Raw genomic sequence first — 21,211 nt, 5'->3', positions numbered from 1 at the left:
GCTCTATTTATAAGGTAAATTAATCGCACCATGTCTTCTAATCGTCACCTTGCCCGTGTTGTAGCACTCCAAACTCTGTATGAGTATGAGTTTCGTACGCGTTCTGGTATTGAGGGACTTACGTCTGATGTGAATACTATTCTAGACCGCAATATTGCAGTGTATAAAGATTCGCTAGGTGATGATGAGTTTGCACGAGACATTACCTTGGGTGCAATGAAGCACCGTGATGATACGGATGCAATGATTGCACCAGCCGCCCCAGAATGGCCAATCGACCAGATTGCAAAAATGGACCTGACCATTCTGCGCCTGGCAATTTACGAGCTGATGATTAAGCGCGAAGTTCCACCAAAAGTTGTAATTAATGAGGCGGTGGAGCTGGCCAAGAGTTTCGGCGGAGAAAACTCCAGCCGATTCATCAATGGCGTGCTTGGTACTATTTATCGACAGAGTGAATTTTATGACCCAACCGAAGATCACAAAATCCAACGAGAACGCGAAGCCCGCGAAGGCAAAGAAACGTCTGCACAACGGTCGTCGTCGAGCAAAAAAACAGAACGCTCAACACCCGATAAGCCAGACGGCTCCGAACCAACCGACGGCGATAACGAATAAATCAACTACGCAAAAGACACGCGCTAAAAAGCCGTATTCGCATGGTAGTTTTAGTCGTAATCAAAAAAATACTCGTAAACCAGCTCGGGCCGTTCGGGAATATTCGGCTGGCGGTGTGGTGTTTCGAGCTACCGCAGAAGGTGTAGAATTTTTGCTGATTGAAGACTTAAAGGGGCGCTGGAGTGTGCCAAAAGGTCATGTTGAAGCTGGTGAAACACTAGAACAAACTGCCCTGCGTGAGATTGGCGAAGAGACCGGCCTGAAGAATACCCAAATTGTTGAAAAGCTTGATAAGGTCCATTTCTTCTATCGTTTTGAGGGGCGGCTAATTTTTATGACAACCTTTATTTATCTTATTGAAGCTTTGGATCCCGACGAGCCGATTGTGGTTGAAGAAAGTGAAGGAATTGTTGGCGCCCGTTGGTTCCCAGCTACGAAAGCCCAGCAAATTCTAGAATATAAAGATCTAAAAACCTTAATGGCCCGTTCGGTTGATATAATAAAAGAACGAGAACTAGTATGAGTATTGTTTTACGCGACAAAGAAGCGATTGAAAAAATTCTGGAAATTAACTTTGTTAATGATGAGTTGTACCGAGAGGCCTTTACTCATCGTAGTTATTTAAATGAGCATAAGAAGCATCAGATAAATCATAACGAACGTATGGAATTTTTGGGTGATGCTGTTTTAGAGCTGGTGGTGACCGACTATTTGTTCCGTAATTTTGATAACCCCGAAGGCGAGATGACGGCTTGGCGCAGTGCTTTAGTTAAAACTGAGAGTCTTGCAGAAGTGGCTGAACGTCTGGAACTGGGTCAGTATTTGATGATGAGTCGTGGTGAGGCTAAGAGTGGTGGTCGGACGCGCCAGGCACTTCTAGCGAATATGATGGAGGCGATTATTGGTGCGCTGTATTTGGATCATGGTTACGATGTGGCTGGTGAGTTTATTGCCAAGCATATTATTTCTCAGCTTGACACAATCCTGAAAGAAGGCACTTATATTGATGCTAAGAGTCGGTTCCAGGAGTTGGCACAAGAGAAAGAAGGCGTTACGCCACATTATCAACTGCTGGCTGAAGAAGGTCCAGATCATGAGAAGATTTTTACGATTGGCGTGTATGTTGGTTCGCGCTTGTGCGGTAAGGGGCAGGGGAACTCCAAACAGAATGCTCAGCAGGCCGCTGCCACCGAGGCGTTAACGGGGTATAGGTAGCGACGGTAGGTTGGTAGCTTCTTTTTAGCATAGGCGGTATAATTTCCCTAAAGGAGAATATATGGTAGATAGTTCAGAACCCCAGCAAGATAAGTCGGATGTTATAAATGCAAGCAGAGATAAAGAGAGTAGTAGTTTGGTCGATGAGCTTAAGGCTACTGCCTCAGAAGTGAGCGATGCTGAACAGTCAACAGATGGTGTTGAGAGTGGTCGGGAGTCTGGTGTTGAGCAAGAAGCATCGCCTGAATCGGCATAGCGAATTGCGCAGACTATGGCGGTGCTAACTGGCTTAGTGGAAAAAGCGAAAGATCATTCACATCCATTTCGACGCAATATTGTACGGCCAGTTGGTGACGGATATTGGCATCCAGTTGAAAGCCCACAGGCTGGCCTGCGATCAATTGATTTGCGTACTTACACAGGACCCGATTCAGACGAGGCTTTTCATTTAACTCTGAGTTATGATGAGGCAAATCCTGGCGATATGCTAATGCTCTCTCTAGAGTCTCCAGTAACTCCAACTAATCCGTATCAGTTTATGGAGGCTGCTGGAGCTGGTGTAATGCCAGTATGTCGACGATTCCAGGATTTTTTGTATTCTTCTGGGGCTGATACTGTGCCGGTGCAAGAAGCCGATTACTCGTATGTGTACGATTATCGGCCAATGGGTCATTCTGCACGCTACGACGCCACAAAAGAATACATGGATACTATTTTGGGGTTACTTAAGAATGCTACGGTTGTAGAGCAAGCTCCACGCGGATTGCCAACCGAGAGAATTGCTAGAGTAGATGAGTTAATGCCAGAAGTCAGCACATTATAATTGCTAGCTAATTTAGATCTTCTGGATATTCACTTGGTCGAAAAATACCTCGCTCTGGATGTTCTAAATCAATGCGTGGTAAGTCGGAGTCGTATAGCACAGTGGAGTTTGTGGGAAGTATGATGGTTGCGCCCTCGTGCGTGACGTCTAGTATCTCATTAGCTAGTTGCTTGTGGCGTCTGGGGCTCATGCCAGTTTCAGGTTCATCAATAAAATATACTTGGGGGCCTGTGGTATCAAGATCTGTAGGATACTTCTTGCCATCTTCTCGTGCAGAACGATAACTTTTTCTTTTAATTTCACTTTCTTTTTCACTCTTTAAGTATCCAAATAGCTGATCGTCAACTGTTTGGCGGTGGGATCTGCCGGTACGGCTATGCGTTCCGGCATACTGCATACTTTGTCCATGTTCATCGTAACGGTAATCTGTGCGTCCAGCTTCACGGTTAAGGGTCTTTTGTCGGCCAATAATTTCGGCAGCATCGTAATAGTGAGGGGTGATATAGGGCATGTGGCCATAATAGTCTACGTGGATATACTCAGAAATTTCAGGTGCCAACCCAGAGTCATTGAGTTCAAATTGAGCGTCACCATGGGCACGGGGGCTAAGTACCCAATTTCTAGCTTCTGCAATCGAATCACCATCTTGCATAGCTCGATCATGAGTGAGGGCGGCATAGCGTAGGGATTTAGCTAAGGTGGATTTACCTAGTCCATTTTCACCGACAATTAGTGTTATGCCTGGTTTAAACTCCAGTATTTCTGGAAGCCTGGCGATAGCTTCAATAGTGCGACTAATGTCTGCCCGCCGATCTGCAATGAGATCCTCGACTTCATCTTTACGTAAGTAACTTTGCTCAACCATTTCTTCGACTGGAACTGTATCGACTAGCCTGGCAATTGCTTGAGTATCGAGTCTGACCTGCAAGCCAGAAGTAGTAATTGCCTCCTTATGTTCTACATAGGCCTGCATACGCGCTTCTTTTTCTAGCTTTTCCCGCTCGGCCTCTGATAGTTTCTCATTTGATGTACCAGGAGTTGGAGCGGGGACTTCTGGTAGACTACTTGTTGGTTGAGTGTCAGATGTTGGCTCGCCAAGAAAACCCCAAGGTGATTGACTCCATGCTGTTTGAGTGGGTTTAGTCGTCTCATCAGTCTCTGTTGTGGGAGCCTCTTCCGCGGTCGAGCGGATGGCTCGTAATGCATCGGCTACTTGGGCTGACTGCTGAGTTGAGGCTTCATCGCCGTGTTGGGTGGGATCTTCTCTGTCCATTCTCTTAGTATAGCAAAAGTCTTATGCTGAGTGGCTAGTTTTGCTAGCTCCAGAGTAACTATCCAAGTACAATAGGAGTAGATGATGAGGGTGATTTTGTGTATCTGAGGCGTTTGGAGATTGCTGGCTTTAAATCGTTTGGTAATCGAGTAAAGCTCGATTTGGAGCCGGGTATTTCAGCAATTGTGGGGCCCAATGGTTCCGGCAAAAGTAATATTGCCGAAGCCATTCGCTGGGTGCTTGGCGAGCGGGCAGGGCGAAGCTTGCGTACTACAAAGACAGAAGATTTAATTTTTTCTGGCACTGAAAAAGGCCGCGCCAAAGTTTCGTTGGCAGAGGTCAGCTTAGTGTTATCTGGTCGGGTGGATGAAGGGCTGGATTATGAAGAGCTTAAAATCTCGCGTAAGTTGTATCGTTCTGGCGAGAGTGAGTATCGCTTAAATGGTCGTAAATGCCTGGCTCGAGATCTGGCAAAAATTTTGGCTCAAGCTGGCTTTGGCACATCGAGCTACACAGTGATTGGCCAGGGTATGGTGGATAATTTGATTATTGCTAGTCCAGCTGAACGAAAACTATTGTTCGAAGAAGCTAGCGGAATCCGTGGTTTTGAGCTGGAGCGGACCGACGTGCTGGTGCGATTAAGGCAGGCTCAGGAGCAAGCCCAGAAATTGCGCAATGAAGCACTGGAGTTAGTGCCTGAACGAGATAGGGTTAGCCAAGATGTAGATCGACTTGGTCGTCGTAGGGAAGTTGCCAGTGGGCTAAAGCTTGCTCAACAGTATTTTTTACAACAAGAGATAATGCGAGTTGAAGATGTGCAAAAACAACTGAATAAGGATAAGTCTGAGCTGGAAAAAGAGATTGTAAAACTTGATTTGGCAGAGAAAGGTTTACGAGCTCAAGCTCAAAAACTCGCCGATAATAGTCAGCAGAGTGCTCAGAATCAGACCGACTTAATCCAGGCCTTAGCTGATCTAGATAGTAAGCGCAGTCAGCTGAGTGGTCAGATTACTCAGATTCAAGTTGAGCTGGAGCTTAAAAAAGCAGAATTAAATAGTAAAAACTCACAGTCCCAGCAGGTTAAAAATAAGACTAAATTACAGTCTAATCTAAAGGCTTTACAAAAAGATTTACAAGACCAAACTCAGAAATCGGATGTACTGACTGAAAAAATTGCACAATTTGATAATAAAATTCGTGATTTAACCAAGCAATTAGCAAAATTACGCCAAGCTTTGCGCAATAATCAACGTGCTGCCTACATTGGGCAGGCTCTAGGTTTGGCTCGGTTGATCGCGCGACAACTAACCGAGGATAAAGCTATATCAAGTAGTCAGCTACGAATCCTATTGCATAAACTAATTCGCACTGTTAAATTGGCGCATGATTCAGATCTAGCTGATGCGCCCGATAAAATTGCAAAATTGCAACAGCAGGCTGCCCGAGAGATGGCCAAAAAGGAAGAGGTTGTTGAAAAGCAGACTACGATTATAATTCGAATTCGGTCGTTAGAATTAGATATTCATGCCATTGAAAAAGAGTTGGAGTCTAGTCGGCTGGAGTTACCAAGTAAATTGGAGGAAGAATTGCTACAGCGCATTAAAGTCCAGGAAGAAAAGCTTACAAAGTTATGCGCAGAGCGTGATCGATATGAAGTTGAGCAAGAAAAGTTACGTGGTAAATTGGCTAAGTTATCACGTCAGGATACTATTCAGGCGCAAGTTGAGATAGCCCATCAGCTAGAAGAAGTAGTTCAGCAAGGTAAAATGAAGCAAGAAGACCGATCCCGAATAGATGCCCGGTGCGAGGATCTTAAGCAAGAGCTCAAGCAATTATTGCAACAAGCCAAGACTTGGAGAGTAGAGATAGGTGATCGAGTTAAGACTATTGGCAGGCAAGTAAATCGAGATACTATTACGCGTCTGGAGGCAGAGCTCACTTTAATTGGCGAAATAGACGAGGCGGTGGTTGTGGCGCATGGCCAGCTTCAGGAACGAATAGCCTATCTCGAAGATCAGGCTCAAGATATTGAGCGAGCAATTACAGATTTGGAGAAAGTTTTAGATGAATTAACACGCCGTATTCAGTCGACTTTTGCGAAGAATTTTGCTCGGATTAATCGATCGTTTGCGAAGCATTTTGCACAACTATTTTCTGGTGGAACTGCAGAATTAACGCTACTGCAACTAGATGATGATTATGGCATTGAAATTACTGTTCAGCCACCCGGTAAGCGTGTAGCTACCCTCTCGGCACTTTCGGGTGGAGAAAAAGCTCTCTCAGCAATTGCGCTATTATCAGCAATTTTGTCAGTTAATCCTAGTCCGTTCATTGTATTGGATGAGGTTGATGCGGCACTAGATGATCGAAATGCCCAGCTTTTTTGCCAGACCCTAAAGCAGTTGGCTAAAAAATCGCAAATACTTGTCATCACACACAATCATGAAACTATGGTGCAGTCTGATAAGCTGTTTGGTGTGACGGCTAGTCCGCGCACTGCTTCTACGGTTTTGGCGGTAGAGCTAGCTGAAGCCGAGGCAGTGGGTTAATCTGTTGACAATCTGGAAGAATGTCGGTAAAATGGGGTTCATTCGTGCCTACCAAAGTAAAAAGTAGGTGGTTGGCTACGGCCAAAAACTTTAATGTTGGTAAATAAGTAAGGAAAGTATGTTAGTAATTCGTTTGGCTCGTACGGGTCGCAAAAAATCTGCATCATATCGAGTGGTTGCCGCTGAAAAAAGTCGCGCTGCAACTGGTAAGTTTGTTGAGGTTTTGGGCCATTATAATCCACATACTAAGGAGCTTGTACTAAATAAGGAGCGCATTGAAACACGAGTGGGGCAGGGTGCTCAGCCATCAAATACAGTATTGCGACTGATGGTCCGCGAGGGTATGGAGCTACCAAAATGGGCTAAAGTAGCCAAAAAACAGCGAGCTCCCAAAAAAGAGCCAGAAGTTCAGGAAGAGACTGAGCCGACTGCAGAGGTTGCGGCTGAGGCTGTGGTTGATGCTCCAGCGGAGGTACAGAATGACACTCCTGCTCAAGAAGCTGCTGCCGATGCTGCCGAGGAGGCTACTCAAGAAGACACTAAGTCCTAATTTAATTCTTGTAATTGCCACAATCTCCACTAAATATGTGGAGATTTTTGTTTTATGAGTAACTTTCTCGTACAATACAACTTAAGCGGAAACAATAATACCCCGCGGTGAGGAGCAGATATGGCTGAACATGATAAAGATTTTATTGAATACGTAGTAAAAAATATTGTCGATCATCCAGATGATGTGCATCTTGAGCGCACTATTGATGATCGTGGTGTGCTTCTAACGCTTTCGGTAAACCCAGAAGATATGGGTAAAATTATTGGTAAGGCTGGAGGTACGGCTAAGGCAATTCGCACTCTTTTGCGGGTTTTGGGGGCCAAAGATGAGGCGCGTTATAACCTAAAAATTGTTGATCCAGAAGGCTCGGAGCGGGAACGAGGAGTGGCATATAATGGTGATTCTATGGCGAGTGAGGAGTCTTCTGGCGCACCAGAATCAATTAGTGAAGAAGCTACTGAAAACGAGCCTGCTGATGACGATGTTGAGGCCATTAAAAAGAAAGCTCGTGAAGGGCTTGATGACCTAGATATGGATTTGTAGAGCCTAATCTATTAGTAACTGAGTACCCATAACTATATTGCTTATGGACATATTAAGCATATTATGCTAAGATTTTATAAATTTGTCAATTTATGACAACATTTTAAGATATGATATATGAAGATCGATATAATCACATTATTTCCTGAGATATTTGCTAAAATTTTAGACCACTCGATGCTCCATAAAGCCAGAGAAATTGGTGCGGTGGAATTTCGTACGGTTAATTTACGAGATTTTGGGATTGGGCCTCGTCAGCAGGTTGACGATACGCCGTACGGCGGCGGGGCAGGTATGCTATTAAAGCCAGAGCCAGTGTTTGCGGCAGTGGAGTTTTGTAAGGAGTCTAATCCTAGTGCAAAAGTACTGATGATGACGCCACGCGGTAAACAGTTTAGTCAGCTTGATGCCAAACGCTTAGCAAAAGAGCGAGGGATAATAGTACTGTGTGGTCATTACGAGGGTTTTGATGAGCGGATTCTCACACTTGTGGATGAGGAGATTTCGATGGGTGATTTTGTCTTAACCGGTGGTGAGATACCAGCAATGGCGGTAGCAGATAGTATTGTGCGGTTATTGCCCGGAGTGCTGGGCGACCAGCGTTCGCATGAGGAAGAGAGTTTTTCGCAAGGGCTTCTAGAGCACGCTCATTATACTCGGCCACAAGAGTTTCGTGGCATGAAGGTGCCAGAAGAATTATTGGGTGGTAATCATGCTAAGATTCAGGAATGGCGCCGGCAAAATGCAATAGCTAAAACACAAGCAAATCGACCCGACCTTACGGACTTATAAGTGACAGAAGGGTTTTATAAGCTCCCGCCAGAACGGATTGCTCAAGTTCCACCAAAATTACGAGGAAATGCTAAGCTTCTGGTGTTGGATAGAGTGAGTCAACACTTAAAAAATCAACATTACGTAGATGTAGTTGATTATTTACAGCCGGGTGATGTTCTAGTCTTGAATGACACAAAAGTACTGCCTGCCCGCCTGTTGGCACACTACCGCGATGGTCGCCAGCGTGAATTGATGTTAGTGGAAAAACATAGTATTCAGTTACCGGCCAGTCAGGCTATGGTAATTTATCGAGGTAAATTAAGGGTTGGAGATGAGCTGTATCTTGGTCAAGATAAGTTGCTAGTAGAGGCACTTATTGACGGTGGCCAGGCTATTATTAAGGCCGACCAAAGCTTTACAGGAATTGCACGACTACATGGTGTAACTCCGCTCCCACCATACATTCGACGTAGGGCCAACGATGATGATAAGCAACGTTATCAATCTGTGTTTGCAAGCCAAATCGGCTCGGTGGCGGCTCCAACCGCATCGCTCAATATGACAGAAGAGCTGATAGGGAGGCTAAAAACTAAGGGTATCAAAATAGTAAATCTCACCCTGCATGTCGGTAGGGGGACATTTTTGCCAATTCGCACAAATCGATTGGGTGATCATAAAATGCATTCAGAATATTTTGAAATTAACGCTAATGCCGTAGCGCAACTACAAGCTACTAAGGATGATGGCGGAAAAATATTTGCACTAGGCACTACGGTAGCCCGAGCACTAGAATATGCCTCTGCAAAAATACTAGAAGGATCGATGCGGGACATACGTGGTGAGGCCGATATATTTATTTACCCAGGCTATAAATTCAAAGTGGTTGACTCATTAATCACGAATTTTCATGCACCAGAATCGACAGTAATTCAGTTGGCTGCAGCTTTTGCTGGAGTTGATTTTTTACAGAGTGCCTACATGCATGCCTTGGAGCATGATTATCGTTTTTTGTCATACGGCGACTCAATGCTTATTTTGTAGCTGCGGCTTTGACGTCTACTAAATTACCGCTAGCAAAATGAGTGGCATTTAGAATAGTCTCCTTATTAGAAGTTAGAGTTGATCCAACGCCAACAAATGTGGCTCTTCCAAGTATTTGATCACGATGAGGTGGGCTATTCATGTAGTTTGTAAACATGGATTGAGCAGCTTGCTGGGCTGATATGCCTTTAGCTGAGGCATGATCCCAACCAACATTTTCACCCAAGCTAGTCCAGCCACCGCCACAGAATGCAGGGATCTGTGCCTGAAGGTTGCTGTGCCAAATAATGAAATCACCAGGGCGGGTACCTGTATTCTGTACGACAGTATTGTAGCGTACAGCCATCTGGTTAGACCAATCGGCAGCCGATTTATTTAAGCAAGAATGAACAACGAAAGCTGGTAGACCTCGGCTTGTGCGAGCATTTTGAATGAGGCCCAATAATGTAAAAGTAAAATCATTATTGTAGTTGGTATATTCAGCCGCCCTAGCAACACCAACCATATAGGAAGCCACTCCATTAGCACTGGTTGGACCTTGGTAAGATGTAGACTTATTGCGACTAGGTATGTCCAGTCTTGTGGCTGGTTTATTATTGGTTGCACAGGCTTTTTCTAAGATAGTAATTGCTTTTGTGATACCGGGCGCAGTTCCATTGGGGCCGAGTAGATTAATATTAACCGACTTCTTTGTGGTGGGATTTATGAAAGTAATAGATTTTGAGCTTATGCTACCGGATTCACTTATTGGTGTAGATAGGTGGTTGATATTAGTAGATTGCAGTTCAGTAAGCAAGCCAGAAACCTCACTGGGATTCATCTTACGATTATTGCCACCTTCGGAGTTTTTATTAAAGCAGTATAAATCTCCCTCGGCAGATAGCTGGATGATTTTTGGACCTCGTTGTTGAATTGGTGTATTATTAGTTTTTTCAATTTGTACCGGAACATCATTATCTTGATAGAATACAATTGGTTCAGCTTTTTCGAGGGCCATAGTTTCGGTGGCAGCTTGAGAGTAAGCTACAATAAATCCACCAGCAATAAACAGTGCGAGTCCAGCGACAATATACCAGGCTTTAAGGGTGTATTTACTAGTGCCTTTAGATCTTTTGGCAACATTGCTTTTATTGGAGTTAGTTTTCTTTATTTTAGACATATTTTCCTCTCTTTAAGATAGCGGTACTTAATTACCTGTATAATAGCATAAGAATTTTATTATTAAAATAAGGGTCCATCTTGGGACCCTCTAGGGATTATACAACTTCAGTTGATCTGATTTGAGCCAGATTGAGCCTTTGAAGCAAGTTAATTCCTTGCCAGCCCAGATCCAATTCATCTGGCTGCGAGGCAAAGAGTGGTGAACGAGGATTTCCATGATGGTTGTTGTGTAGTCCCTCGCCCATGGTGAGCCAGGCTAGCCAACGCTGATTGGTGCTGTACTCGTTGGTATCGAAATTTCGGTAGCCACGCCAGTTATAAAAATACCACAGCGCTTGCGAGAGGCGACTCTGCTGCTTGGCGATACTAGCTGGGTAGGCAGTATGCGAGGCGTTTACTGACGCCGATAGAGAAATGTAGGTTGGCCAGTGTACGATCGACACAATCGCGCCATTGAGGGGGCCTAAGATTGCCACGGCCACCCCAACTCCAAAGATGAGGCCACGTCCACCTGACAGCCATTTATGGTGCTCGAAGGGGGTTGGTGCAAGCAATGCTCGCCGTCGCTGAACCTCAGCTGTTTTGGCTGCTGCCTTATACTCGCCGACATTATTAAACTGTATCGTAGCCAGTCCATCCATGACGGGGGAGTGCGGATCGCCCAGTTCGTCGGAGTGGGCATGATGTTGTTGGTGCACGGCTGCCCACTCGTTTGGTTCCATGCCAGTAGCACACCGGATTATGAGGTCGAACAGTTTGACGGTTTGGCGATTGTATGCCACAGCGTTATGCGCCAGACTACGATGTAGCCAGGCCGTGGTGACAAAGTTACAAACTTGTGTGACGCCAAGACCCACACCGACTGCTACTACCGGATGTGTTCGGTTACGCATAGTCTTTCTAGCTAAGGTACGAAGCTTCATGGTTCCTCCATGGTAGAAGCTGATACCGATATTATGTCAGATGCAGTTATGACTTACTAGCACTATTAGGCTTATCCTCAAGCCCCACTGCAATTAACTTAGTATCAATTTTTTGAGCATGGCGATATAGTAGAAAAACGCCGATATTTAATGATATCGCCAGTAAGATAGAACCAAGTATGAGGGTGGGGTTATCCATGGAGAGACCAAAATTGTAGAGGCCATGTAGAAACATCGAACCTACAAAGGCTAGGATGACTTGAAGTGCACCGCCAATTTGTAGCTTGTAGCGGGCTAGGGTGTAGCCAAACCACATCGAAAATCCAACGTGTAAAAAAGGCGTGATGATGACTCGCATAATTCCAACCTCTGATCCAAGCAGCAGAGTATACATAATCGTTTCTGTCAGGCCAAATATAATTCCCGAGATACCAAAATAAAAAATTCCATCGGTTAGTTCATTAAAGTATGGCTTCTTATATATGTAGAGGGCGAGCGGCAGGGCTTTAACGGTTTCCTCGATAACTCCAACCAACATGGCGGCTAAAAAAAGATACGATATATCGATAGTACCTACCGCGGCAGTGTCGTTCAGGCTAGAGACGTCCTGTAAACCGGGAAGATTTTTTATTATAAAAGTTATGAGAGTTGTTAGTATTAAGGCGAAAAATCCAAAACCTATGGCTGACCATATGCCGGATAGGGGTTCTTTTTGTCCTCGGTCATTATGAATTACGAAGTAAATAAAAAATGTCGCAATGGCAAACTGTAGGGCGATAACTAATAGTGGCTTAAGCATTATATATATCTTGGTTACCTTAGTCTTGAGTGTCAAGTTTAAGGCTTATTAATTGTAGGCTACAGTTCCTTCTAGCTCATGCGGTATTAGCCAGTTTTTTAAAAAGCTACGGGAGATGATTTGCAAAATACAAAACTAGGCGTATATTTAATGCCAAAGCACTTTAATAGTACATTGGTGCTCGATCCTTAAAACACAACGCAAGGAGGAGGCATGACTGCTAAGTCTCGCTCAGACACTACGGTGGTTATCTTTATGGGTACTTTCTGTCCGCCGTCGGCTGCCTTTGTTTATCGCAAGCTGGCTGGCTTGTTCGAGTCACATGGCTATCAAGTGGTAATTCACGCCATTCCAAAGCTTGGACTGGGTAGAATTGACGAGGCTTCAAGTAGTCTTGCCGATATGGTTTTCTCACTCGAGACCAGCAAGCGCTTCATACTAGTGGGCCATAGTCAGGGTTCACTGATTGCATTACATTTGGCTCGGTATTATCCCGAGCGAGTAGAGGCAGTTTTTTGCCTGGGGGCACCGTTTCATGGCACGCGCTTGGCAAATCTAGCTCGCCTGGCGTATTGGCCAGCAATTCGAACAATGGCGGCCCACTCCAGATTTTTGCAGGAATTACGAGCTGATCAAGCATACTCCACCGATCATGTGCATTCTCTCTTTTCGGTTTTTGATGAGCTAGTCGTGCCGTGGTTTGCGTCTACTGTGGCGGGGGCTAATAACGTAGTGCTGGCTCCAGTTTGGTTGCATGGTGCGCTAATTCGTGCCGGTCTCACGCGTTCGCGTGGTATTGAGTTGGTTGATGGTTGGGCTGATCATCTGGGTGTGATTTGGCATCCAGCCTTTCATACCTACATCACACGTCAACTGGAATTGCTGGCAGATCGGTAGACAATAGTTTTTTAATAGAGAACCACCTATGTGTGGGCCCTGTTTGGATATTTTCTAAATGGGGCACTTCTTTGTTGGCCTCAGATAAAAGTATTGTGTTGCAATTCAGTAAAATCTTAGTTATCCACAAGATTTATCATTAAGTCTCTAGTATTACTCAATATATAGCGTATATACTGAATAGGCTTACGCTAGATATAGCGTACCTTGAAACTTCGATTCGGAAAAGGAGCTAGCGATGAGTCGAGCCTCAATTGGTGTGAAGCGCCACTTCACCTCGCCGGACACTTCGGTGTACGACATGATGGAGTGGGAAGAGCGCATAGCCTTTATTGGCAATCGAGAAACTGGCCAGGTAGCTTTCGAGCAGGCCAATGTGGAATTTCCCAAGAGTTGGTCGCAGACAGCTACCAATATCGTCTCTCAGAAATACTTCCGGGGCTCGTTGGGTGCTTCGGACAGGGAGCGGAGCCTCAAGCAGTTGGTAGGTCGAGTTGTTGACACCATCACTTGCTGGGGGGATGAAGAGGGGTATTTTGCTAGTGAGTTGGAGCAAGAGACTTTTCGGTCGGAGCTCACTTACATCTTGCTGACCCAGCAAGCAGCCTTCAATTCACCAGTGTGGTTCAATGTTGGCGTAGCTGATGTGGCACAGCAGGTCAGTGCCTGCTTCATTCTTTCGGTTGAAGATACTATGTCGTCGATCAAGGACTGGTGGAGCCAGGAGGTTGATATTTTTCAGGGCGGCTCTGGAGCCGGTTTGAACTTGTCGGCTTTGCGTGGCTCGATGGAGTCGATTGGTGGTTCGGCCAACACCAGCTCGGGCCCGCTGGCTTTCATGCAGGCGGCCGATGCTGGTGCAAATGCCATCAAGTCTGGTGGTAAGACTCGGCGAGCCGCTAAGATGGTCATCCTGGATATTGATCATCCGGATGTGCGGGACTTCATCGTTTGTAAGCAGGAGGCTGAGAATATCTCGCGTGCCCTGCAGGGCATCGATGGTTTCGATGTTGGCTTTGATGGCAAGCATGCCAGCTGGGTGCCGTTCCAGAACGCCAACAACAGTGTGCGTGTTACCGATGAGTTCATGCAGGCTTACTTGGAAGACGAGCCGTGGCAATTGCGAGCCCGTCGGTCTGGCGAAGTGGTGGCCGAGCTGCCGGCACGCGAGTTGATGCGGTTGATCGCTGAGGCGGCGTGGGACTGTGCTGATCCTGGTATGCAGTTCGACAGCACCATCAATCACTGGCACACAGCGCCAGTGGCTGGTCGTATCAATGGTTCGAATCCGTGCAGTGAGTACATGCATTTGGACAACTCGAGCTGTAACTTGGCTAGCTTGAACTTGCTGAAGTTTCTCGGCGCTGATGGTGTCTTTTGTAAGGAAGATTTTCTGCATGTGACTCGAGTCATGTTCTTGGCTCAAGACATCATGATCTCACGAGCTGACTATCCGACTGAGCGGATTGCGACCAACAGTCGGTCGTACCGTCAGATTGGTATCGGTTACGCCAATTTGGGCGCTATGCTGATGGCCGTGGGGTTGCCCTACGACTCCAGTGCGGGTCGAGCGATGGCGGCGGCAATCACCGCCTTGCTAACTGGTGAGAGCTACCGGATGAGTACGAAAATTGCTCATCGCATGGGGTCATTTGATGGCTTTGATGCCGATCGCGATGCTATGTTGCGCGTTCTGGGCATGCATGCGGCTGCGGTGCAGAACATCGAGCTGCACCCATTGTCGAATGGTTTGATTGATTCGGCGGTATCTATTTGGAGCGCGGTGTGCACCAATGCCCAAAAGCATGGTGTGCGCAATGCTCAGGCTTCAGTGCTGGCACCAACTGGCACCATTGCCTTCATGATGGACTGTGATACGACTGGCATCGAGCCAGACTTCGCCCTCATCAAGGAGAAGCAACTGGTTGGTGGCGGTAAGATCATGATCGTCAACCAGACGGTAGAGCTGGCTCTGCAGCGACTGGGTTACTCAACCGAACAGATTGCTGGAATCAAGGCCCACATCGATCGGACTGGCTCGATTCTTGAGGCGCCTGGCTTTAACGCTGAGCACACTCGAGTTTTTGAGACGGCAACCGGTGAGAATGCCATCCATTACCAGGGGCATCTCGGCATGATGGCGGCGGTTCAGCCCTTCATCTCGGGCGCAATCTCGAAGACAGTGAATCTGCCGGAGGCTACTTCGGTGGAAGAGATTGAAGCCCTCTACGTGGAGGCTTGGCAACAGGGCATCAAGGCTCTGGCGATTTACCGCGACAACAGCAAGGTGGCTCAGCCACTGGTATCGACTGCGTCATCGGCGGTTGAGTCGGCAGCGGTGTCGAGTAAGCAGGAGCTGCCAAACTGTCGCGAGGCTCGCAATTATGAGTTCCGAGTGGCAGATGTGAAGGGGTTTGTGAATGTTGGCTTGTTTGACAACGGCCAGCCGGCAGAGATCTTCTTCCATATTACCAAGCAGGGATCGACCCTCTCGGGCTTCATGGATAACTTCGGCATCGCCATATCGCTTGGCTTGCAAGCTGGCGTACCGCTGGAGTCGTACGTGCGTAAGTACGTCGGCACGCAATTTGAGCCTCGTGGCATGACTGACGATCCGGATATTCGGATTGCCAACAGCTTGCTCGACTACATCTTCCGGCGGTTGGCGTTGGATTTTCTGTCGGCTGATGTTCTTGAGCGCCTGCATATCTTCTCGGTGAGCGAGCGAGCTGAGCGGTTGGTGGTAGACCAGTCAACCACTAGCCCCGTTGAGCCTGAGCCGATAGGAAAGAGCGATCCAAATGCGCCGATGTGTGGCGCTTGCGGCACACAGATGATTCGCTCTGGCAGTTGTTTTGCTTGCACTACGTGCGGCACAACTAGCGGCTGCAGTTAGAGGTTTTGCAATACCGGTGTACGTCCTATGTGGGGTGTGCACCGGTTTTTATGTTTTAGGGGACTAGAAATTATTTACTAAATCAGATATACTTTGCCCGTATCTTTTATCTGATAAGCTAGTGATGTATGAGCTAGTTTGCTTGAGAATTAGAGAGACTATTGGGATGTGGCCAAGTTGGTAAGGCGCCTGTTTCTGGCACAGGAGATCATAGGTTCGAGTCCTATCATCCCAGCCATATAATGAGATTAGTTCGGAATTATCATCTTTTTGGAAGAGGCAAAAAGGTATTTTTGGCTAGCCATATTTATTGTTTTATCGCTTTTGGCAATTATGGTTTTATTCTGAAAAAATAGGTTTGAGCCTTTGAGCCATAGACTCCTGACAAATATGCCTTTGTGCCGATAAATTGCTTTATTTTATTATTTTACAGATAGAATTGACAGATTTTGCTAGTCTGAACGTGATCATGGTTACCTATCACCCCAGGTTGCTCGCCAAGCGTGTGGTTGAAGCGTGTTGTGATCAAGCACTCTAAAGACAAGGAAAAAGACCGATGATCTATGATGTGTCGCGTGGCATCTAAGCTAATGCGATCGACACAAGACAATAATGTGTGACATGTGATCCCCTTATAGGGAAGTTGCAGAATAATAATAATGAGCATTCTATAATGAAGTGTAGTAGCCTTTACTTTGTAGATATGAAGTAGCTATTGCGATGAGTGCAGGCTAAGTCTATACTCAAACATAAGGATTATATGGAGAAAGCTATGACAGCAAAGACAACAGCAAGCAAGAGCGCTAAATATTGGGCATTATTACGAATCGTATTGGGCTTGATTTTTGTATGGGCTTTTGTAGATAAATTATACGGTCTCGGCTATACGACTTGTCGAGATACAGATCCAAAAACTAAGGTTGAAACGATTGAAGTGATGTGCGATAAGGCAGCGATTAATGGCGGATCGCCAACCAGTGGCTTTTTGAAATTTGGCACATATGGACCATTGCAGGATTTTTATAGTGGTTTAGCAGGTAATGGTTTCGTAGACTTTCTATTTATGGCAGGGCTCGGGTCAATAGGTATCTGTTTGATTCTTGGAATTGGCATAAGAATAGCTACTTTGTCGGGTGTACTAATGATGCTGATGATGTGGTCGGCGATGCTGCCACCAAAGAATAATCCGCTACTTGATGAGCACATCGTTTACTCTATTGCGCTATTGGGTATACTGGCGAGTAACAAAGAGCAGGTTTATGGACTTGGAAAATGGTGGCAGTCTCTCCCGCTCGTCAAAAAATACAGCATACTAGCATAAGCTTCAGGCGTTTATATCTAGTTAAATCAGTGAGCTAATGCCAGCATATTGATACTGTGTTTTCTTGGGTTTAATTAAAGTTTTCGCGCAGATGAGCCATCGAGAACTCCCATTTGGCGTCAGTTTTTTTGTGAGGATTAAAGATATTTTCGGGATCAAAGATTTTTTTAATCGCCTTGAAATAATCTAAGACCTCTCCTCCATACATCGCTTTAAGCCAGGGACCACGGATCATGCCATCATTGTGCTCGCCCGACAAGGAGCCACCGTATTTTAGTACTATCGCATTAATTTCTTTCATGGCTGGTTCGAGCTTAGCTTTTTCACTGGCTTTTTCGATATTCATCAATGGAATAATGTGGAAATTGCCATCACCCATGTGCCCAGCGATAGTGGCGAGAAGCTTATATTTGGATATGACGCGGCGAATCTCAGGTAAAAACTTTGGTACCACAGCCGGTGGTACAACCAGATCATCCATAAAAGGTGCGGTGTGTTTATCTTTAATCTTTTGTCTTAGTAGGTTAAAGCTCTCACGACGCATAATCCAAAACTTTGCACTCTTAGTCTCAGTTTCATTCTCTTCAAACATTGCCTGATGATTGTAGGCCGATAGTCCTTGTCGCATCTCATGGACTTTATTGGCGACCTCTTCTTCAGTATCGGCCTGAAATTCAATCAGCAAAACCATCTTTGGAATGCCGCGTAAAAGTATGAAGGCATCGGGGATTAAGCGAATACCAAGAAGAATTGTTTTCCACCATCCAATCCGCTTATGAAAGTTTGCAAATAAACGAAAGCTCAACATTAGTGTATAGTTATCAAAGCCCTCAAACGTCGCCGGCTTATATTGCATAACAGTATTGATAATCTCACCCAGATCGCGAATACTACGCAAAAACACCACCAGCGTTCCTGAATGCTTTGATGCTTTCACTAACTTGAAAGTGATATCGGTGACGATTCCAAGCGTGCCTTGCGAACCGACAATTAGTCGCGTCATATCAAATATGCCAGTCTCACGATCCCACACATCCCAGATATGGTAGCCGGTGGAATCTTTTGAAACATGTGGTTTGGCGGCTTTGATCGCATCATAGTTTTTATCGACTAACTCAAATACTTCTTTATATAAGCGCCCTTCAAAATCTTTTTGTGCCATTTTTTTCTTAAGTTCAGCTTTATTTAGCGCCTTAACAGTGTATTCTTTGCCATCGGCGAATACGACTTTTAATGATTTGATAAAGTTCTCAGTTTTACCATATTGCAAACTTTGCTCACCACCAGCGTTGTTGGCGACCATTCCACCAATGGTGCAGAGATCGCGTGAAGCTGGATAGCTAGGCATTAGTGAACCTTTTTTTCAATGTAGCTTTTTCAAAATCTCGATAAAATACACCCGGTTGAGCATTTGCGGTAGTCGAGCTAACCGCACCAATTTTATTTAGGTGTCGATTCATGTCTAAAATTATAGACTGATTTATCGAGCCACCGGACATACACGTACCACCGCTGCGGGCAGTCAGAGATAATTTTGGATCAGCTTTTTTCTGTTCACGTACGTAGCTGACTAATTTTTGAACATCGTGGCTATTTTTAGGAAAGACAACTAGATCCGGAACCAGCTCGAACATACTAGCGTCATGGCTATAGATTTTTTTTGTTTCGGCAGAAGAATCCACCTCACCATCTATCAGGGATTTTATCGTAAGCTCGTGATTCATAACTTTAATACTTATAATACAGGATTTCACCAAGAAAGAGCAGTGTCATTATATTAGTTTTAGATACGGGCTATCTTATTTATTGGATCTTGAGTCTTTGCATCTGTTACATCAGGTGATTCTATGTCTACTGAGGTTTTATAGTCGTATCGTAGTTCTAGTTAAATGGAGCATTGAGATGATGCACCAGGGAGCATAGTCACAGGGCGGGATTTAATAATCCTTAAGCAAGGTTCGAGCTTTCTTTAGCTACTGCAATCAAAGTAAAAATATTACAAAATTATTTACTTTTTAGTACTGTAATCACGATAATGTTAAAACTTTATTTTTAATTAATCCCGAGAGCACCATAAGTTATGAGATATATACCGCTAGCTAGTAGTACCCAGCGCAATACTTTAAGCCAATTGAAGTCAGTTATTCTGTCGGAAGATCTTTGCAAGCGAGCGAATATTTTGGGGGCGTAACGTTTAAGACCGGCAATGCTTAAAAAGGGTAATAATGAGATAACAACAAACCATATCAATGCTACGGCTTGAAAGACACCGCGTGTAACAAATGACTTAATAAAGCTCACACCTAGTAGAATTGCTGCAATACTGCTGAGGCTTGTGCCCATTTTAATTAATCCAAACCAGAACAATGTTTTAGTGCGGAATAGTCTTTCGGGCGATTCTTTTGTAACCTCCTCTGACTCATTTTCTACCCCGCGATCAGTCTTTAGGCGTAGTCCTGAGCTAAATAAAAGTATACCGGCTATGATGGAGACTATTGGTAGACTACCAATAACTTCTCTGGTGTTTGGTATTGTAAAATTATTTCCAGCATCTGTGATAACTACGGCAAGTGTGATATATAGGATTATCGGAATACTAATCCCAGTCATGAAAGCAATAGTATGGATTAGGGGGCGTTTAGAGCGAGTTAGTATGGCCAGTTCTGTTAGAAAGAGAGTGGGGCTAAATGAGACTATGGCACCGTATAGCAATAAGCTGATGAGCGCAAAAATTAATAGTTCTATCGGACCCATATCGTTATTATAGTCCTAGTTTTGTGCAAGTTGGGAATTGGAACTGCGTCATTGATGGTCTATTTGTTTTAGTGTGCAGAGGTATTGCTTAGTGTAGTGTGATTCATTATTATTTAGCATAAGATTCTTAAATAAATAAGGAAAATAGAATTGTGCATTCGAAAAGGATAGTTAAAAAACTCAGATATTGGCTGCTTGGACCAATTGTAGCGATAGCTGTGGTTGCAGTCGGCTTGCTTATTACATCAGGTATAGGTCTAGCGGCACCCTGCCAGCCAGCAGCTGGTTTCGGGAGTGTTACTCGGACTGGCGTGACGACACCCAGCTCGGGGGAGTATGTTGTTTGGGTAAGAATGCAGAGTTCTGATCCGATGCACAATGGTGTTGGTGTTGAGGTCACGCCGTCGGGCGGATCGCCAAATTGTCTGGTGGCTACCAGCACGAACTTCACAGCATGGGAGTGGAATAATGCCGGCCGAGTTAATGCCACGCAATCTGGAAATACAATTAGGCTAGTAGGCTTAGCGGCAAACGTAAAAGTTGATCGAGTTATTCTGGTGCCCGTAAGTAATGCAAGCTGTGTTCCATCTAATAAGAGAATAACCAACACTAATCCAGTCCAGGAGCCAGGCGATAATTGCTTAGCAGTGGCTACTGTTGTGCCAACTACATCAACACCTGTTCCAAGCACGCCTGTGCCAACTACTCCACCTCCAGGTCCAGCTGTAGACAAGAATCCACCAACTGCACCAACAAAAATAAGTCGCTCACTAGTGCTGGATCCAGCAAGACTGCGATATAATCTAGAGCTCAAATGGGCGCCCAGTGTAGATGCTGAAGATAAGGGGCAGGTAGCACGCTATCAAATAAAGCGCAATGGTCAGATTATGCAATCTAGCTCGACTGCCAAGTTTGTAGACCCTAGTATTAATATCAATACCAAGTATAACTATGAGATTCAGGGATTTGATAAAGCTGGAAATGGCTCACAGATTAGCAAAACCTCCGTTACGGCAAAGTGCTTCATTATCTGGTGCTGGCTGGAGTAGGTGCTAATGAATAGTATGATTA

At 45.2% G+C, this 21,211-nt stretch carries 20 protein-coding genes and 1 tRNA gene; 14 read left to right on the top strand and 7 right to left on the bottom strand.

The window, feature by feature from the left end:
• The first annotated feature begins 30 nt into the window (after positions 1-30).
• From nusB to IPM44_03325, 4 genes are all read left to right on the top strand, one after another.
• On the top strand, positions 31-618 hold the full coding sequence (nusB, locus tag IPM44_03340; protein ID QQS26729.1) for a transcription antitermination factor NusB: 588 nt from the start codon (positions 31-33) through the stop codon (positions 616-618).
• Between the two features lie 519 nt (positions 619-1,137).
• Entirely contained in the window at positions 1,138-1,833 is a 696-nt protein-coding gene (gene rnc / locus IPM44_03335) for a ribonuclease III (protein QQS26728.1), read from the top strand.
• A 61-nt stretch (positions 1,834-1,894) separates the two neighbouring features.
• Entirely contained in the window at positions 1,895-2,089 is a 195-nt protein-coding gene (locus IPM44_03330; protein QQS26727.1) for a hypothetical protein, read from the top strand.
• 15 nt (positions 2,090-2,104) lie between these two features.
• Positions 2,105-2,656 (top strand): hypothetical protein, encoded by a 552-nt coding sequence (locus tag IPM44_03325; protein ID QQS26726.1) that lies wholly within the window; start codon positions 2,105-2,107, stop codon positions 2,654-2,656.
• 7 nt (positions 2,657-2,663) lie between these two features.
• Here the strand turns inward: IPM44_03325 and IPM44_03320 are convergent, their stop codons facing one another.
• Complete coding sequence (locus IPM44_03320; GenBank protein ID QQS26725.1) at positions 2,664-3,929, bottom strand: AAA family ATPase; 1,266 nt, start codon at positions 3,927-3,929, stop codon at positions 2,664-2,666.
• Between the two features lie 98 nt (positions 3,930-4,027).
• Between IPM44_03320 and IPM44_03315 the strand changes: the two genes are divergently transcribed.
• The 5 genes from IPM44_03315 (at position 4,028) to queA (ending at position 9,389) form a co-directional block, all read left to right on the top strand.
• Complete coding sequence (locus IPM44_03315) at positions 4,028-6,478, top strand: chromosome segregation protein SMC (GenBank protein QQS26724.1); 2,451 nt, start codon at positions 4,028-4,030, stop codon at positions 6,476-6,478.
• A 118-nt stretch (positions 6,479-6,596) separates the two neighbouring features.
• Entirely contained in the window at positions 6,597-7,028 is a 432-nt protein-coding gene (rpsP, locus tag IPM44_03310; GenBank protein ID QQS26723.1) for a 30S ribosomal protein S16, read from the top strand.
• Positions 7,029-7,148: 120 nt separating this feature from the next.
• Positions 7,149-7,574 carry a KH domain-containing protein gene (locus IPM44_03305; GenBank protein ID QQS26722.1) on the top strand — a complete coding sequence of 142 codons (426 nt, stop codon included), beginning with the start codon at positions 7,149-7,151 and terminating at the stop codon, positions 7,572-7,574.
• Between the two features lie 117 nt (positions 7,575-7,691).
• Entirely contained in the window at positions 7,692-8,366 is a 675-nt protein-coding gene (trmD, locus tag IPM44_03300) for a tRNA (guanosine(37)-N1)-methyltransferase TrmD (protein ID QQS26721.1), read from the top strand.
• Positions 8,367-9,389, top strand: a complete 1,023-nt coding sequence (queA, locus tag IPM44_03295) for a tRNA preQ1(34) S-adenosylmethionine ribosyltransferase-isomerase QueA (GenBank protein ID QQS26720.1) — start codon at positions 8,367-8,369, stop codon at positions 9,387-9,389.
• Here the strand turns inward: queA and IPM44_03290 are convergent.
• The 3 genes from IPM44_03290 to IPM44_03280 form a co-directional block, all read right to left on the bottom strand.
• Complete coding sequence (locus IPM44_03290) at positions 9,379-10,548, bottom strand: hypothetical protein (GenBank protein ID QQS26719.1); 1,170 nt, start codon at positions 10,546-10,548, stop codon at positions 9,379-9,381. The two genes, queA and IPM44_03290, sit on opposite strands and share 11 nt — an antisense overlap.
• A gap of 97 nt (positions 10,549-10,645) precedes the next feature.
• Complete coding sequence (locus IPM44_03285) at positions 10,646-11,473, bottom strand: fatty acid desaturase (GenBank protein ID QQS26718.1); 828 nt, start codon at positions 11,471-11,473, stop codon at positions 10,646-10,648.
• A gap of 46 nt (positions 11,474-11,519) precedes the next feature.
• Complete coding sequence (locus IPM44_03280) at positions 11,520-12,272, bottom strand: PrsW family intramembrane metalloprotease (protein QQS26717.1); 753 nt, start codon at positions 12,270-12,272, stop codon at positions 11,520-11,522.
• Between the two features lie 213 nt (positions 12,273-12,485).
• Between IPM44_03280 and IPM44_03275 the strand changes: the two genes are divergently transcribed.
• The 4 genes from IPM44_03275 (at position 12,486) to IPM44_03260 (ending at position 17,386) form a co-directional block, all read left to right on the top strand.
• The gene (locus IPM44_03275; protein ID QQS26716.1) at positions 12,486-13,169 is read left to right on the top strand and encodes an alpha/beta fold hydrolase; all 684 of its coding nucleotides are present in this window, start codon (positions 12,486-12,488) and stop codon (positions 13,167-13,169) included.
• Between the two features lie 238 nt (positions 13,170-13,407).
• A complete protein-coding gene (locus tag IPM44_03270; GenBank protein ID QQS26715.1) occupies positions 13,408-16,065 on the top strand; it encodes a vitamin B12-dependent ribonucleotide reductase in 2,658 nt (885 codons plus the stop codon).
• A gap of 162 nt (positions 16,066-16,227) precedes the next feature.
• Positions 16,228-16,303, top strand: a tRNA-Gln gene (locus IPM44_03265).
• 522 nt (positions 16,304-16,825) lie between these two features.
• Positions 16,826-17,386, top strand: coding sequence for a hypothetical protein (locus IPM44_03260; GenBank protein QQS26714.1), 561 nt, complete (start codon positions 16,826-16,828; stop codon positions 17,384-17,386).
• Between the two features lie 70 nt (positions 17,387-17,456).
• On the opposite strand, the gene IPM44_03255 is transcribed toward IPM44_03260, so the two are convergent.
• From IPM44_03255 to IPM44_03245, 3 genes are all read right to left on the bottom strand, one after another.
• Positions 17,457-18,734 (bottom strand): FAD-binding oxidoreductase, encoded by a 1,278-nt coding sequence (locus tag IPM44_03255; GenBank protein ID QQS26713.1) that lies wholly within the window; start codon positions 18,732-18,734, stop codon positions 17,457-17,459.
• The gene (locus IPM44_03250; protein QQS26712.1) at positions 18,727-19,110 is read right to left on the bottom strand and encodes an FAD-binding oxidoreductase; all 384 of its coding nucleotides are present in this window, start codon (positions 19,108-19,110) and stop codon (positions 18,727-18,729) included. Before IPM44_03250 ends, IPM44_03255 begins: the two co-directional genes overlap by 8 nt.
• Positions 19,111-19,438: 328 nt before the next feature.
• Complete coding sequence (locus IPM44_03245) at positions 19,439-20,140, bottom strand: hypothetical protein (GenBank protein QQS26711.1); 702 nt, start codon at positions 20,138-20,140, stop codon at positions 19,439-19,441.
• 152 nt (positions 20,141-20,292) lie between these two features.
• Here IPM44_03245 and IPM44_03240 point away from each other — a divergent pair, with 152 nt between their 5' ends.
• Positions 20,293-21,189: a hypothetical protein gene (locus IPM44_03240; GenBank protein ID QQS26710.1), complete on the top strand. Its 897-nt coding sequence runs from the start codon at positions 20,293-20,295 to the stop codon at positions 21,187-21,189.
• Positions 21,190-21,211 lie beyond the last annotated feature (22 nt).

This window comes from bacterium (assembly GCA_016700035.1).
In the GTDB taxonomy this organism is placed as follows: Bacteria; Patescibacteriota; Saccharimonadia; order CAILAD01.
The sequence above is the reverse complement of the archived record's forward strand: the minus strand, read 5'-3'. Positions and strand labels throughout refer to the sequence as shown.